This is a genomic window from Candidatus Krumholzibacteriota bacterium (assembly GCA_016931295.1).
Lineage (GTDB): Bacteria > Krumholzibacteriota > Krumholzibacteriia > Krumholzibacteriales > Krumholzibacteriaceae > JAFGEZ01.
The window spans coordinates 1-15148 of the sequence record JAFGEZ010000018.1; the positions used below are offsets into that span (position 1 = coordinate 1).

At 64.5% G+C, this 15148-nt stretch carries 14 protein-coding genes; all 14 read left to right on the plus strand.

Annotated features, from left to right (window positions below; genetic code table 11):
- A partial coding sequence (locus JW876_05315; GenBank protein ID MBN1884922.1) for an elongation factor Tu occupies nt 1-85 on the plus strand: 85 nt, incomplete at its 5' end.
- 30 nt (nt 86-115) lie between these two features.
- Nucleotides 116-265: a 50S ribosomal protein L33 gene (rpmG, locus tag JW876_05320; GenBank protein ID MBN1884923.1), complete on the plus strand. Its 150-nt coding sequence runs from the start codon at nt 116-118 to the stop codon at nt 263-265.
- A gap of 106 nt (nt 266-371) precedes the next feature.
- Nucleotides 372-560 (plus strand): preprotein translocase subunit SecE, encoded by a 189-nt coding sequence (gene secE, locus JW876_05325; protein ID MBN1884924.1) that lies wholly within the window; start codon nt 372-374, stop codon nt 558-560.
- A 25-nt stretch (nt 561-585) separates the two neighbouring features.
- The gene (gene nusG, locus JW876_05330) at nt 586-1401 is read left to right on the plus strand and encodes a transcription termination/antitermination factor NusG (protein ID MBN1884925.1); all 816 of its coding nucleotides are present in this window, start codon (nt 586-588) and stop codon (nt 1399-1401) included.
- Between the two features lie 48 nt (nt 1402-1449).
- Nucleotides 1450-1887, plus strand: coding sequence for a 50S ribosomal protein L11 (gene rplK, locus JW876_05335; protein ID MBN1884926.1), 438 nt, complete (start codon nt 1450-1452; stop codon nt 1885-1887).
- A 25-nt stretch (nt 1888-1912) separates the two neighbouring features.
- Nucleotides 1913-2614 carry a 50S ribosomal protein L1 gene (gene rplA, locus JW876_05340; protein MBN1884927.1) on the plus strand — a complete coding sequence of 234 codons (702 nt, stop codon included), beginning with the start codon at nt 1913-1915 and terminating at the stop codon, nt 2612-2614.
- A gap of 16 nt (nt 2615-2630) precedes the next feature.
- Nucleotides 2631-3152: a 50S ribosomal protein L10 gene (locus JW876_05345; GenBank protein ID MBN1884928.1), complete on the plus strand. Its 522-nt coding sequence runs from the start codon at nt 2631-2633 to the stop codon at nt 3150-3152.
- Nucleotides 3153-3216: 64 nt separating this feature from the next.
- The gene (gene rplL / locus JW876_05350) at nt 3217-3726 is read left to right on the plus strand and encodes a 50S ribosomal protein L7/L12 (GenBank protein MBN1884929.1); all 510 of its coding nucleotides are present in this window, start codon (nt 3217-3219) and stop codon (nt 3724-3726) included.
- Between the two features lie 60 nt (nt 3727-3786).
- On the plus strand, nt 3787-7572 hold the full coding sequence (gene rpoB / locus JW876_05355) for a DNA-directed RNA polymerase subunit beta (protein ID MBN1884930.1): 3786 nt from the start codon (nt 3787-3789) through the stop codon (nt 7570-7572).
- A 69-nt stretch (nt 7573-7641) separates the two neighbouring features.
- A complete protein-coding gene (rpoC, locus tag JW876_05360; protein MBN1884931.1) occupies nt 7642-11694 on the plus strand; it encodes a DNA-directed RNA polymerase subunit beta' in 4053 nt (1350 codons plus the stop codon).
- 164 nt (nt 11695-11858) lie between these two features.
- Nucleotides 11859-12245 carry a 30S ribosomal protein S12 gene (locus JW876_05365; protein MBN1884932.1) on the plus strand — a complete coding sequence of 129 codons (387 nt, stop codon included), beginning with the start codon at nt 11859-11861 and terminating at the stop codon, nt 12243-12245.
- 17 nt (nt 12246-12262) lie between these two features.
- A complete protein-coding gene (rpsG, locus tag JW876_05370) occupies nt 12263-12733 on the plus strand; it encodes a 30S ribosomal protein S7 (GenBank protein MBN1884933.1) in 471 nt (156 codons plus the stop codon).
- 227 nt (nt 12734-12960) lie between these two features.
- On the plus strand, nt 12961-15045 hold the full coding sequence (gene fusA, locus JW876_05375) for an elongation factor G (protein ID MBN1884934.1): 2085 nt from the start codon (nt 12961-12963) through the stop codon (nt 15043-15045).
- A gap of 18 nt (nt 15046-15063) precedes the next feature.
- The coding region (locus JW876_05380; protein ID MBN1884935.1) for an elongation factor Tu at nt 15064-15148 on the plus strand (85 nt) is incomplete at its 3' end.

Below are 15148 nucleotides of genomic sequence, written 5' to 3' on the forward strand. Positions count from 1 at the left end.
CGCGATGGAGCAGGAGCTGCGGTTCGCGATCCGCGAGGGCGGACGTACCGTCGGCGCCGGCGTCGTGACCAATATCATCGAGTAACGAAGCGGTAACCTGAAGGGATCGGGAGAGATGAGAGAACTGGTGATCCTCGCTTGCACCGATTGCAAGAACAGGAACTACACGACGACGAAGAACAAGCGGAAGCATCCCGATCGGCTCGAGCATCGGAAGTACTGCCGTACCTGCGGGAAGCACACCGTACACAAGGAGACCCGGTAGGAACGTGACGGCCCCGGCGGGCGTCCGTCCCGCGGGCTTCCGGCCGGTGCGCCGGACGCCGTGGGCGGGGCATCCCCGCACCGGGGAGACGGATCGGAGAGATGGCATGATCGAGAAGATCCGGAATTTCCTGAACGAAACGCGCAGCGAACTGCGCAAGGTGACCTGGCCGACCCGCGACGAGCTCAAGGGATCGACCCAGATCGTCATCATTGCGACCTTCGTCGTGACCCTGTTCATCGGGGTCGTCGACCAGGTGCTCACGCTGATCATAAGGCGGCTGCTCGGGTGGTGACCCGGTCGGCGCCGGAGACGGGACGATGAACGAGGAACGCAAGAAGACAGACGCCGAGGAGAACGCCGCGAGCGAGGCGGTCGAGACGCCCGCGCCCGCGACGGAGGAGCCCGCCGGGGACGCGCCCGACGACGCCGGGGCCTCGACGGAGGAGCCCGCCGTTGACGAGCCCGCGACGGAAGAGCCCGCCGGGGACGCGCCCGGCGACGGCGAGCCCGCGACGGAAGAGCCCGCCGTTGACGAACCCGCGACGGAGGAGGCTCCGGCGGCCGCGCCCGCGGTTCCGCCGTTGCCGGAAGAGCCGCCGCGCAACGCCAACATGCGCTGGTACGTGCTTCATACCTATTCGGGGCGCGAGGCGAAGGTGCGCGACACGATCGAGCGGCTCATCCGCAATTCCGATTTCCAGGACAGGTTCGGCAAGGTCCTCGTCGCCACCGAGGAAGTCGCCGAGATGAAGAAGGGCAAGAAGACCGTCTCGAAGCGGAAGCTCTTCCCCAGCTACATCCTCGTCGAGATGGAGATGACGAACGAGACCTGGTCGCTCGTCGAGAACGTGCCGGGCGTCACCCATTTCGTCGGCGGCGGCGGCAAGCCGACCCCGATGCCCGGGAAGGAAGTCGACCGGATCCTCGGGCGGATGGAGAAGAAGGAAGGCATCATTCCCGAGGTTCCCTTCACGCTCGGCGAGCACGTTCGGGTCGCCGACGGCCCCTTCGCCGATTTCACCGGCGTCGTCGACGAAATCAATCCCGAGCGCGGCAAGCTCAAGGTCCTCGTCAGCATTTTCGGCAGGGAGACCCCTGTCGAGCTCGATTTTCTCCAGGTCAAGACGATCTAGCATCCGCGGCGGGTCCAGGCCGTCGCATCGCAAGGAGCGGGTGTTCTCATGGCGAAGAAATCGAAAAAGAAGATTCTCAAGGTCGTCAAGCTCCAGATCCCCGGCGGGCAGGCTTCCCCGGCTCCCCCGGTCGGACCCGCGCTGGGACAGCTTCAGGTCAGCTCCATGGATTTCTGCAAGCAGTTCAATTCCGCGACGCAGAGCATGAACGGCACGATCGTACCCGTGGAGATAACGGTCTACGCCGACAAGAGCTTCACGTTCGTCACGAAGTCTCCTCCCGCTTCCGAGCTGCTCAAGAAGGCCGCGAGCATCGCCAAGGGCTCCGGTGAGCCCAACAAGGAGAAGGTGGCCAAGGTCACCGTCTCGCAGCTCGAGGAGATCGCGAAGACGAAGATGAAGGACCTGAACGCATTCGATCTCGATGCCGCCGTGAAGATGCTCGAGGGGAGCGCGCGCAGCATGGGGATCATCGTCGAGAAGTGAGTCGAACAGAAAGCGGTGATACCGGATGAAACGCGGGAAAAAATACCGTGAAAGCGCCGCGAGGATCGACCGCGGGCGGGAATACCCGCTCGACGAGGCGGTCGAGGTCCTCGTGAACCTGCCGAAGGCGGGCTTCGACGAGTCGGTCGAGTTCTCGGCGAATCTCGGAGTCAACCCACGGCACGCCGACCAGCAGGTCCGCGGGACCGTTCTTCTCCCGCACGGGACGGGACGGGACGTTCGCGTCCTCGTTCTCACCCGCGGCGAGAAGGAGACGGAAGCGCGGGACGCGGGAGCCGAGTTCGTCGGTTCCGCGGAGTTTATCGAGAAGATCCAGGGCGGATGGTTCGATTTCGACGTCGCCATCGCCACGCCGGACATGATGGGCGACGTCGGCAAGCTCGGGCGCCTGCTCGGTCCCCGGGGGCTCATGCCGAATCCCAAGACCGGCACGGTGACCTTCGACGTCGCGAAGGCGGTCAAGGAGGCCAAGGCCGGCAAGGTGGAGTACCGCGTGGACAAGGGCGCGAACATCCACGTCCCCGTCGGCAAGGTCAGTTTCGACAAGCACAAGATCGCGGAGAACATAAAGGCGCTCATGACCGAGCTCCTGCGCGCGAAACCGTCGTCCGCGAAGGGAAAGTACGTCAAGAGCCTGTACGTCACCTCGACCATGGGGCCGTCGATCAAGCTCGACGCGACGATTTTGCTCAACGAGCTCAGGTAGCGAGAGAGGGACACGCATGGTCAAGCCGATCAAGAAGGAGAGAGTCGAGGATCTCAAGGAGCTCGTGAAGGGCGCCAAGAGCATCGTCCTCAACGATTTCACCGGACTCAACGTGGCGGACATCTCCGAGCTGCGCCGGGTGTGCCGCGAGAACGATATCAAGTTCCTCGTGGTCAAGAACACGCTGGCGAAGCGCGGGTTCAACGACCTGGGCATCACCGAGCTCGACCCGCTCCTCGAGGGGCCCACGGCGATCGCCGTGAGCGACGAGGACGAGGCCGCGCCGGCCCAGCTGCTGAAGAAGTTCGCCGCGGAGTACGAGCTGCCCCGATTCAAAGGGGCGTACGTCGCCGGCCGGGTCTTCACGGAGAAGGAGACCGAGCGGCTGGCTTCGCTCCCGCCGCGCGATATTCTCATCGCGCAGACCGTCAGCACCTTCCAGGCTCCGCTGCGAGGACTCGTACAGGTCCTCAACGCTTCCCTGCGGGACCTGGTCTTCGTGCTGAAGGCCATCGAGGACAAAAAGGGAGCAGCGTAAGGGGGGGCGCCGACAGGCGCCGACGAACATCGACACGAACCGGTAACAGAAGCGAGGTAACAACATGCCCGCCAAGAAGAAGGACGAGGCCGCAGCGGCCGGGACCGAGGAAGTCAAGGAGGAGAAGGTGACCGAGGAGACCGCGCCCGCCGAGAAGCCGAAGGCCGAAGAGAAGAAGGCCGCCCCGGCGTCCGCGACCGTCACGAAGATCATCGAGACGGTCGAGAAGATGACGGTGCTCGAACTCAGCGATCTCGTCAAGGCCCTCGAGGACCGCTTCGGCGTGAGCGCCGCGGCGCCCATGGCCATGATGCCCGGCATGATGGCCGGCATGGCCGGCGCAGGCGAAGAGGCCGAGGAACAGACCGAGTTCGACGTCATCCTGAAGGACATCGGTTCGCAGAAGATCCAGGTCATCAAGGTCGTCCGCGCGATCACGGGGCTCGGTCTCATCGAGGCCAAGAAGCTCGTCGAGGATGCCCCGAAGGCCATCAAGGAGGCCGTGAACAAGGACGAGGCCGAGGATATCAAGAAGCAGGTCGAGGAAGTCGGCGCGACCGTCGAAATCAAGTAGGCGCCGTATCACGACCCTGCACGGGCGTCAGTACCGATGCAAGGGAGGGGTCGTTCTCTCATGATCAATATACCTGAGCGAATCAGTTACCAGAAGATTCCGCAGGTGATGGAGATCCCTCATCTCCTGGAAGTGCAGCTCGAATCCTACGAGCGACTGCTCCAGAGGCGGGTCCCCATGGACAAGCGGGACGAGATCGGGCTGGAGTCCGTCTTCCGGTCCGTCTTCCCCGTCGTCTCCTCGCGGGGCCACTTCACCCTCGAGTACATCGGCTACACCGTGGGTGAGCCGAAGTACACGGTCGAGGAGTGCAAGGAGCGGGACCTCACCTTCGCCGTGCCGCTGAAGGCGGCGCTCAGGCTCGTCGTCAAGGAGGAGCGCGAAGGGGAACAGGTGATCAAGGACATCATCCAGAGCGAGGTCTACCTCGGCGAGATCCCCCTGATCACCGACAAGGGCACGTTCATCATCAACGGAGCCGAGCGCGTGATCGTCAGCCAGCTCCACCGTTCGCCCGGCGTCGTCTTCGACGACGACTACCATCCGAACGGGAAGCGGCTGTTCAACGCGCGCATCATCCCCTACCGGGGCTCCTGGGTCGAATTCGTGATCGATGTCAACGACATCATGTACGTCTACATCGACCGCCGCAGGAAGATCCCCGTGACCGTGCTTCTCAAGGCGATGGGTTTCGAGCCCAACGCGGCGATCATCAAGCTCTTCCACCAGACGAAGGTGCACAACCTCTCCCCCCGGAAGGCGAAGAAGGACGACGCGCTCGTCGGCTCCTACATCGCCGAGGATGTCGTCAATCCCGGCACCGGCGAGCTTCTCGCCGAGGCGGGGACGCAGCTCACCGAGACGGTTCTCGAGCTCATGAAGAGCAACAACGCGCTCAAGCTCGTGATCGTCGAGAAGGAGGGCGGCCTCGAGGACGACGTCGTCATGAAGACGATCGAGAAGGATCCCACCCACGGCCAGGAGGACGCGCTGAAGCGCATCTACAACCTCATGCGGCCGGGGGATCCGCCGAACGCCGAGACGGCCAGGGCGCTGCTCGACCGCCTCTTCTTCAATCCGAAGCGGTACAACCTCGCCCGTGTCGGGCGGTACAAGATGAACGCCAGGCTCGGCGTCGACGTCCCGATCGACGTGACGACCCTCACCGAGAAGGATTTCGTCGCCGTCGTGGCCAATCTGATCCACATCAAGGAGACGGACGGCGCCGTCGACGACATCGACCATCTCGGCAACCGTCGCGTCCGGTCGGTGGGCGAGCTGCTCGCCAACCAGTTCTCCGTCGGTCTCGCCCGGATGGCCCGGATCATCCGGGAGCGGATGACCATCCAGGAGAACGAGAACCCGACCCCCTACGATCTCGTGAACGCGAGGACGATCAGCGCGGTGGTCCAGTCCTTCTTCGGGAGCAGCCAGCTCTCGCAGTTCATGGACCAGACCAACCCCCTCGCCGAGCTCACCCACAAGAGGCGCCTCTCGGCGCTCGGACCGGGCGGGCTCACGCGGGAACGGGCCGGTTTCGAGGTGCGCGACGTCCACTTCACGCACTACGGCCGGATGTGTCCCATCGAGACGCCGGAAGGCCCGAACATCGGCCTGATCACGTCTCTGGCCACCTACGCCCGCGTCAACGAGTTCGGATTCCTGGAGACGCCCTACCGCGTCGTCAAGAAGGGAATCGTCACCGGCGAGATCGTCATGCTCTCCGCCGACAAGGAGGACCAGGCGATCATCGCGCACGCGAACGCGCCCATCGACGCGAAGGGCCATTTCGTCAACAAGACGGTCATGGCGCGGCACGGCGGCGAGTTCGTCGTCGTGGATCCGAAGGACGTCTCCTACATGGACGTCTCCCCCAACCAGCTCGTGAGCGCGGCGGCGGCGTTGATCCCCTTCCTCGAGCACGACGACGCGAACCGGGCCCTGATGGGCTGCAACATGCAGCGCCAGGCCGTGCCCCTTCTCACCTCCGAGGCGCCCCTCGTGGGAACCGGCCTCGAGAAGAAGGCCGCCTACGATTCCGGCGTGCTCGAGATCGCGCGCCGTCCGGGACGGATCGAGAGCGTGTCGGCCGACCGCATCCTCGTCTCCTACACCACGCGCAAGGACGACGACGGCTTCGAGGATTTCAGCGGTTTCGGCGGCGTCGAGGAGCACCGGCTCATCAAGTACCAGCGATCCAACCAGGACACCTGCGTCAACCAGAAGCCGCTCGTCTCCGTCGGACAGAAGGTGCGGAAGGGCGAGGTGCTCGCCGATTCGTCCGCGACGCACGACGGCGAGCTGGCGCTCGGCAAGAACGTGCTCGTCGCGTTCATGCCCTGGCGCGGGTACAACTTCGAGGACGCGATCATCATAAGCGAACGCCTCGTCAAGGACGACACGTACACCTCGATCCACATCGAGGAGTTCGAGACGCAGGTGCGCGACACGAAGGCGGGGATGGAAGAGATCACCCGCGAGATACCCAACGTGAGCGAGGAGATGCTCGCCAATCTCGACGAGGACGGCATCGTCCGGATCGGGGCCCGGGTCAAGGCGGGGGACATCCTCGTCGGCAAGGTCACCCCGAAGGGCGAGACGGAGCTCACGCCCGAGGAGCGGCTTCTCAAGGCGATCTTCGGCGAGAAGGCCGGCGACGTCCGGGACGCCTCCCTCAAGGCGCCTCCCGGCATGGACGGGATCGTCGTGGACATCAAGGTCTTCTCCCGCAAGGAGCGCGACGACCGCGCCAAGACGCACGAGAAGAAGAAGGTCCAGGAGCTGACCCGCAAGCGTGACGAGGATATCGCCCACGTCAAGGACCGGCGACGCGAGCGGCTCGAGACGCTCATGATCGGGCAGACCACCGAGAAGCTCATCCACTCGGAGACGGGCGAGATCCAGGCGCGCGCCGGGCGGAAGATAAACGACAAGCTCCTCAAGTCGATCGACGTCGATCACCTGCACTGGGGGCTGCCGATCGTCAAGGATCCCAAGGTCGACTCCAGGATACAGTCGCTCATGGAAGCGGCCGCCCGGGCGATCGACGGGATCGAGAGCACCTTCGAGAAGGAGATCGAGCGCGTGATGCGCGGCGACGAGCTGCCTCCCGGGGTCTCCAAGCTCGTGAAGACCTACGTCGCCCGGAAGCGCAAGGTCTCGATCGGCGACAAGATGGCCGGCCGCCACGGCAACAAGGGCGTCGTCTCGACGATCGTCCCCGTGGAGGACATGCCGTACATGGAGGACGGGACGCCGGTCGACATCATCCTCAATCCGCTCGGCGTGCCGAGCCGTATGAACGTCGGCCAGATCCTCGAGACCCATCTCGGCTGGGCCGCCGCGGCGCTTGGTTTCAGCGTCTCGACGCCGGTCTTCGACGGCGCCTCGATCGTCGAGGTCAAGGATGCGCTCAGGCGCGCCGGCCTGCCCGAGGACGGCAAGACCGTTCTCTACGACGGCATCGCCGGCGAGCGCTTCGACGAGCGGATCACCGTCGGCTACATCTACATGCTGAAATTGTCCCATCTCGTCGACGACAAGATCCACGCGCGCTCGATCGGGCCCTACTCGCTCGTATCGCAGCAACCGCTCGGTGGCAAGGCGCAGTTCGGCGGCCAGCGGTTCGGGGAGATGGAGGTCTGGGCCCTCGAGGCCTACGGCGCCGCCTATACCCTGCAGGAACTGTTGACGGTCAAGTCTGACGATGTCGCCGGACGCAGCAAGATCTACGAGGCCATCGTCAAGGGCGACAACGCCCCCGACCCCGGTTTGCCGGAGGCCTTCAACGTGCTCATCAAAGAGCTTCAGAGCCTGTGCCTCGACGTGCAGCTCGACAAGAACTAGCGGGGGAGGTATTCATTGTATCCCACGTTTCTCGACAAGGACCGCAAGAAGCCGACCGACATCAAGGCGATGCGCATCCAGCTCGCCTCCCCTGAGGTCATCAAGTCGTGGAGCTACGGCGAGGTGATCAAGCCCGAGACGATCAACTACCGGTCCTTCAAGCCCGAGAAGGACGGCCTTTTCTGCGAGCGGATCTTCGGTCCCGTGAAGGACTGGGAATGCGCGTGCGGTAAGTACAAGCGGATCCGGTACCGTGGCGTCATCTGCGACCGGTGCGGCGTCGAGGTGACGCACTCCCGGGTGCGGCGGGACCGTCTCGGCCACATCGAGCTCGCCGTCCCCGTCGCGCACATCTGGTTCCTCAAGGGCGTGCCGAGCCGGATCGGGTACATGCTCGACATGACGGTCCGCAATCTCGAGCGGATCCTCTACTACGAGAGCTATGTCGTGATCGACCCGGGCAACACCGAGTTGAAGCACCGGGAGCTCATCGACGACGAGACCTACAACGACCTCGTCGACAGCGGCGCGGAATTCAACGCGAGGATGGGCGGCGAGGCGATCCGCGACCTCCTCGCGCAGATCAACGTCGAGGAGGAATCGGTCAACCTGCGCGCACAGTCCAAGGTCGAGACCTCGGTGCAGCGCAAGAAGGACGTCCTCAAGCGCCTGCGCGTGATCGAGGCCTTCCGGCAGAGCCAGAACCGGCCCGAGTGGATGATCCTCTCGGTCATCCCCGTTCTTCCGCCGGACCTGCGGCCCCTCGTTCCCCTCGAGGGCGGCCGCTTCGCCACGAGCGATCTCAACGATCTCTACCGGCGCGTCATCAACCGGAACAACCGGCTGAAGAAGCTCATCGAGATCCGCGCTCCGGAGGTCATCCTGCGCAACGAGAAGCGGATGCTCCAGGAGGCCGTGGACGCCCTCTTCGACAACAGCCGCCGTTCCCGCGCCGTCCGCGGGCAGGGCAACCGCCCCCTGAAGAGCCTCAGCGACATGCTGAAGGGCAAGCAGGGACGGTTCCGCCAGAACCTGCTGGGCAAGCGCGTCGACTACTCGGGGCGGTCGGTGATCGTCGTCGGGCCCGAGCTGCAGCTCGGCCAGTGCGGGCTGCCCAAGTCGATGGCCCTCGAGCTCTTCAAGCCCTTCATCATCCGCAAGCTCGAGGAGAAGGGGTACGTCCAGACGGTCAAGAGCGCCAAGAAGCTCGTCGAACGCGAGCGGCCCGAGGTGTGGGACATCCTCGAGGAGATCATCAAGGACCACCCGGTCCTCCTCAACCGGGCGCCCACGCTGCACCGCCTGGGGATCCAGGCCTTCCAGCCGCTCCTCATCGAGGGCAAGGCCATCCAGATCCATCCCCTCGTCTGCACCGCGTTCAACGCCGACTTCGACGGCGACCAGATGGCCGTCCACGTGCCGCTGTCCTACGAGGCCCAGCTGGAAGCGCGCACGATCATGCTTTCGGCGAACAATATCCTCTCCCCGGCGAACGGCGCTCCGCTGGCGTCCCCGTCGCAGGATATCGTTCTGGGTCTCTACTACCTCTCCGTCGTCAGGGAGGGCGCGATCGGCGAGGGCAAGGCGTTCTTCAGCCCCGCAGACGTCTTCGCCGCGTACGATGCCGGTGCGATCAGCCTGCACGCGCGCATCAAGGTGAGGATGAACGGCGAGCTCGTCAGCACGACGGCCGGCCGGGTCGTCTTCAACGGGATCGTTCCCGACGTGCTGGGATACGTCAACGAGATCCTCGACAAGAAGACGCTCGGCGCCCTCGTTTCCCGCTGTTACAAGCTTCTGGGGAACTCCGAGACGGTGCAGTTCGCCGAGCGGCTCAAGAACACCGGCTTCTACTACGCGACGAAAGCGGGGATCACCTTCGGCGTCGACGACATCGTCGTCCCCGACGAGAAGCCGGCCCTGCTCGCGGACGCGGAGAAGGAAATCGCGCGCATCAAGAAGCAGTACAAGCAGGGGATCATCACCGACGGCGAGCGCTACAACAAGATCATCGACACGTGGACGCACACGTCCAACAACGTCGCCGACGCGATGCTCGAGAATCTCGGCCGCGATCGCGGCGGCTTCAACCCGATCTACATGATGGCGGGCTCCGGATCCCGGGGCAACCGCGACCAGATCCGCCAGCTCGCAGGGATGCGCGGCCTCATGGCCAAGCCCCAGAAGCGGATCACCGGCGGCGTCGGCGAGATCATCGAGATGCCGATCACGGCCAACTTCAAGGAAGGCCTGAGCGTGCTGCAGTACTTCATCTCGACTCACGGCGCGCGCAAGGGACTGGCCGACACGGCCCTCAAGACCGCCGACGCGGGCTACCTCACGAGGCGGCTCGTCGATGTGGCCCAGGACGTCATCATCACCGAGACCGACTGCGGAACGATCATGGGCGTCGACACCATGGCCCTGAAGGAGGGCGAGGAGATCATCGAGAGCCTGAGCGACCGTATCCTCGGCCGCGTGGTGGTCGACGACGTCATCGACCCGCATTCCGGGGAGGTCATCGCCGCGGCGAACTCGCAGATCGACGAGGATCTCGCCCTCGAAGTCGAGGAGCGGGGCGTCGAAAAGGTCAAGATCCGCTCGGTGCTCACCTGCGAGGCGCGCCGGGGCGCCTGCGCCCTCTGCTACGGGCGCAACCTCGCCTCCGGCAATCTCGTCGACATCGGCGAGGCGGTCGGCGTCATCGCCGCGCAGAGCATCGGCGAGCCGGGCACGCAGCTCACCCTGCGGACCTTCCACGTCGGCGGCACGGCGAGCCGCATCGCCGAGAACACGCAGCAGACGACGAACCACGCCGGCAAGGTCGAGTTCAACAACATCAAAACGGTCGAGAACCGCGAGAAGCGCATCATCGCGCTCGGCCGGAAGGGCGAAGTGGTCATCCGCGACGCCAAGAGCGATCGCATCCGGGCCCGTTTCGGCGTGCCCTACGGCGCGGCGCTCACCGTCAAGGAAGGCGACGTCATCGAGAAGGACGCCGTCATCTACGAGTGGGATCCCTACTCCGACTTCATCATCACCGACAAGGGCGGGACGATCCGGTTCCGCGACATCGTCGAGGGGATGACGCTTCGCGAGAAGCTCGACGACAAGACGGGGTTGCGGCAGATGGTGATCATCGACGACCGCGACAAGAAGCTCCATCCGCACGTCGAGCTGTTCGACAGGAAGGACAAGGCCGTCGGCAACTACATCATCCCGACCGGCGCCCACATGATGATGCACGACGGCGACACGATCCGCCCGGGAGACCTGATCTGCCGTATCCCGAAGGAGATAACGAAGACGCGCGACATCACCGGCGGTCTGCCGCGGGTGGCCGAGCTCTTCGAGGTCCGGAAGCCGAAGGAGGCGGCCGTCGTCTCCGAGATCGACGGCGTCGTCGAGTTCGGTCCGGTCACGAAGGGGATGCGCAAGATCATCGTCAACAACGAGAGCGGGGACAAGCGCAACTACATCGTCCCGCAGGGAAAGCACCTGCGCGTCTACGAGGGCGATCTCGTCGAGGCGGGGGACAATCTCACCGAGGGGCCGGTCAATCCCTTCGACATCCTCTCGATCAAGGGCGTCAACGCCGCGCAGAACTACCTGGTCAACGAGATCCAGGAGGTCTACCGCCTCCAGGGCGTCCGCATAAACGACAAGCACATCGAGGTCATCGTCCGGCAGATGCTCCAGAAGGTCCAGGTGGAGGATCCCGGCGGCACCCGCTTCCTCGAGGGGGACATCGTCTCGAAGAACGAGTTCCGCGACGAGAACGAGCGGGCCCTGGCGCAGGGCGGCCAGCCGGCCACCTTCAAGCCGCTGCTGCTCGGCATCACGAAGGCCTCCCTGTCGACGGAGAGCTTCATCTCGGCCGCCTCCTTCCAGGAGACGACGCGGGTGCTCACCGAGGCGGCTGTCCAGGGCAAGACCGACGCCCTCCTCGGACTCAAGGAGAACGTCGTCATGGGACACCTCATCCCGGCCGGAACGGGGCTGTTCAAGTACAGCCGGATCGGCATCGAGGACGTGATGAGCGAGGAGGATCTCGTCGAGGAGGAGCTGGACGAGGAACAGATCGCCGAGATGATGAAGGATGTCCGGAAGGGGGTCTCCTGACGACCGTCCCCGACGGGCGGAACCGTTGAAAAGACATACGATTATTTTCTTGACAAGCGATGGGACGGGTGTTAGATTGCAAGTCTGCATCCCGGGATCCGAAGGGTGTTCGGGGTGCCCTATGTAGTTTTCTTCTAAGCAGTTAAGTTGCAAGGGAACGAATCGTGCCGACTATAAACCAGTTGATCCGGAAGGGCCGCAAGAAGATCAGGAAAAAGACGAGCGCGCCCGCACTGCAGGCCTGCCCGCAGAAACGCGGCGTATGCACGCGCGTCTACACGTCGACGCCCAAGAAGCCGAACTCGGCGATCCGCAAGGTCGCCCGTGTGCGGCTCACCAACGGATACGAGGTCACCGCCTATATTCCCGGCGAGGGACACAATCTCCAGGAGCACTCGATCGTCCTCATCAGGGGCGGCCGCGTGAAGGATCTGCCGGGCGTCCGTTATCATATCATCAGGGGCACGCTCGATACGAGCGGCGTCGACGGCCGGACCAAGAGCCGTTCCAAGTACGGCGTGAAGCGCCCGAAAAAGACGACCGCGTCGTGATGCAAGGAGTTTGAAGGATGCCGCGCAGAAGAGAAGTCGTCAAGAGAGATGTCACGCCGGACCCCAAGTACGGTGACGTACTGCTCGCCCGCTTCATCAATTACCTCATGCGGCGGGGCAAGAAGAGCGTGGCCGAGCGTATCGTCTACGATGCCATCGACATCATGGAGGACCGCACGGGCCAGAGCGGGCTCGAGATCCTCAAGCGGGGAATCGAGAACGTCAAGCCGGTGCTCGAGGTCACCTCGCGCCGCGTCGGCGGCGCCACCTACCAGGTGCCGATCGAGGTGCGGCAGAACCGGCGGACCGCCCTGGCGATGCGCTGGATCCTCGGCTACGCCAAGGCGCGGGCCGAGAAGACGATGGCGGAGAAGCTCGCCGCCGAGCTGATGCTGGCCTACAAGAAGGAAGGCCCCTCGATCAAGAAGCGCGAGGACACGCATCGCATGGCCGAGGCGAACAAGGCGTTCGCGCATTACCGCTGGTAGATATCTCCCCGGGGGAAGGGTTCCCCGGGTGGCATAGATTCGGGGTGGGGTGGTGTGGAAAATCCGATTCGGTTGACGGTTCGCCGGGGGCCGAATGTGGGGTGAGGGAATACATAGATGAGACAACGGCACGCTCGCGTCATACGCACCGACAGCCCCGGGATTCCCTGATCCGCCGCCTCTCCAGGGGGCGCGGACACGGGCGCCCCGGAACCGGGAGAGGCTGAATGTCCAGGCAATATCCTCTCGATAGGACGAGAAACATCGGCATCGCGGCCCATATCGATGCCGGAAAGACGACGCTCACGGAGCGGATCCTGTTCTATACGGGCAAGGTCCACCGCATGGGCGAGGTCCACGAGGGGAGCGCGGTGATGGACTGGATGGCACAGGAGCGGGAGCGGGGGATCACGATCACCTCGGCCGCGACGACCTGCCTCTGGGACGGGCACCGCATCAACATCATCGATACGCCGGGACACGTCGACTTCACCGTCGAGGTGGAGCGGAGCCTCCGCGTCCTGGACGGCGTCGTCGCCATCTTCTGCGGCGTCGGCGGCGTCGAGCCGCAGTCCGAGACGGTCTGGCGCCAGGCCGACAAGTACCGCATTCCCCGGCTCGCGTTCGTCAACAAGATGGACCGCGTCGGGGCGGACTTCGACAACGTCGTCCGGATGATACGGAAGCGGCTCGGCGCGAAGGCGATTCCCCTGCAGCTGCCGATCGGCAGCGGGGAGCTGTTCACCGGCGTCATCGACCTGGTGACGATGAAGGCGTTCCTCTACGACGAGGCGAGCCTCGGCGCGACGTTCGTCGAGAAGGAGATCCCGCGGGATCTCGTCGAGCAGGCCCGGGAGGCCCGGGAGCACATGCTCGAGGCCCTCGCCGACTACGAGGAAGAGATCGTGCACCACGTCCTCGACGGGACGCCCGTCTCGGCGGACACGATCCGTTCGGCGGTCCGCAAGGCGGTCATCGCCGTGGACGTCGTGCCGGTGCTCTGCGGTTCGGCCTTCAAGAACAAGGGCGTCCAGCTGCTGCTCGACGCCGTGGTCCGGTACCTGCCGGACCCGACGGACATACCGGCGGTGCGGGGCATGAATCCCTTCACCGACCACGAGGAGGAACGGCCGCCGGAGGACGAGGCGCCCTTTTCGGCCCTCGTTTTCAAGGTGATGACCGACCCGTACGTCGGCCGCCTGCACTATCTCAGGGTCTACAGCGGCTCGCTGGAGGCGGGGACGCAGGTGATTAACGCCGAGACGAAGAAGAAGGAGCGTTTCCAGCGCGCGCTGCTGATGCATGCGAACAAGCGCGAGGATATCGATATGCTGTTCACGGGGGACATCGTCGCGGTCGTGGGGCTGAAGCATTCGTCCACGGGGGACACCCTGTGCGATCCGAAGCACCCGATCCAGCTCGAGATGATGACCTTCCCCGAGCCGGTCATCCAGGTGGCGATCGAGCCGAAGACCAAGGCCGACGAGGAGAAGCTCTCCGAGGCGATGCGCCGCCTGAGCGAAGAGGATCCCACCTTCCAGGTGCGGCAGGACCAGGAAACGGGGCAGACCCTCATTTCCGGCATGGGCGAGCTGCACCTCGAGGTGCTCGTCGACCGGATGCTCCGCGAGTTCAAGGTCGAGGCGAACGTCGGGCGCCCGATGGTGGCGTACAAGGAGACGATCACGAGGCTGGCGCGCGCGGACGGCCGGTTCGTCAGGCAGAGCGGCGGCCGCGGCCAGTACGGTCACGTCGTCATCGAGCTCGAGCCGAATCCCGGCGGCGGGTTCCGGTTCGAGAACCGCATCGTCGCCGGCGTGGTCCCCAAGCAGTTCGTCCCCTATGTCGAGACGGGCATCAGGGATTCGATGAACAGCGGTCCGCTCGGCGGCTATCCGGTCACCGACGTGAAGGTGACGCTCGTCGACGGTTCGTACCACGAGGTGGACTCCTCCGATCTCGCCTTCCGCATCGCGGGCGGGATGGCCTTCAACGAGGGCCTGCGGAAGGGAGCTCCGGTGCTGCTGGAGCCGATCATGAGCCTCGAGGTCGTGCTCCCCATGGATTACGTGGGGGATGTCATGAGCGATCTGAATATGAGACGCGGAAAAGTCGAGGGGATGGCCCACCGGGCCGACGCGCAGGTCATCTCGGCGCGGGCGCCCCTGTCCGACATGTTCGGGTACGCGACCACGCTCCGTTCCCTCACGCAGGGACGGGCCGTATACACGATGCAGTTTCTCAACTACGACCGGGTTCCGAAGGAGAAGGTCGCTGACAAACTGGGCCGGACCCCCCGGGCGGTCCGTTAGGTCGAAGGAGAAGACTCCATGGCGAAGAAGAAGTTCGAACGAACGAAGCCGCATGTGAACGTGGGGACGATCGGGCACGTGGATCACGGGAAGACGACCCTGA

Coding starts and splice junctions, on each gene's coding strand:
- rpmG (MBN1884923.1), top strand. CDS start 116: ATGAGAGAACTGGTGATCCTCGCTTGCACCGATTGCAAGAACAGGAAC.
- secE (MBN1884924.1), top strand. CDS start 372: ATGATCGAGAAGATCCGGAATTTCCTGAACGAAACGCGCAGCGAACTG.
- nusG (MBN1884925.1), top strand. CDS start 586: ATGAACGAGGAACGCAAGAAGACAGACGCCGAGGAGAACGCCGCGAGC.
- rplK (MBN1884926.1), top strand. CDS start 1,450: ATGGCGAAGAAATCGAAAAAGAAGATTCTCAAGGTCGTCAAGCTCCAG.
- rplA (MBN1884927.1), top strand. CDS start 1,913: ATGAAACGCGGGAAAAAATACCGTGAAAGCGCCGCGAGGATCGACCGC.
- JW876_05345 (MBN1884928.1), top strand. CDS start 2,631: ATGGTCAAGCCGATCAAGAAGGAGAGAGTCGAGGATCTCAAGGAGCTC.
- rplL (MBN1884929.1), top strand. CDS start 3,217: ATGCCCGCCAAGAAGAAGGACGAGGCCGCAGCGGCCGGGACCGAGGAA.
- rpoB (MBN1884930.1), top strand. CDS start 3,787: ATGATCAATATACCTGAGCGAATCAGTTACCAGAAGATTCCGCAGGTG.
- rpoC (MBN1884931.1), top strand. CDS start 7,642: ATGCGCATCCAGCTCGCCTCCCCTGAGGTCATCAAGTCGTGGAGCTAC.
- rpsG (MBN1884933.1), top strand. CDS start 12,263: ATGCCGCGCAGAAGAGAAGTCGTCAAGAGAGATGTCACGCCGGACCCC.
- fusA (MBN1884934.1), top strand. CDS start 12,961: ATGTCCAGGCAATATCCTCTCGATAGGACGAGAAACATCGGCATCGCG.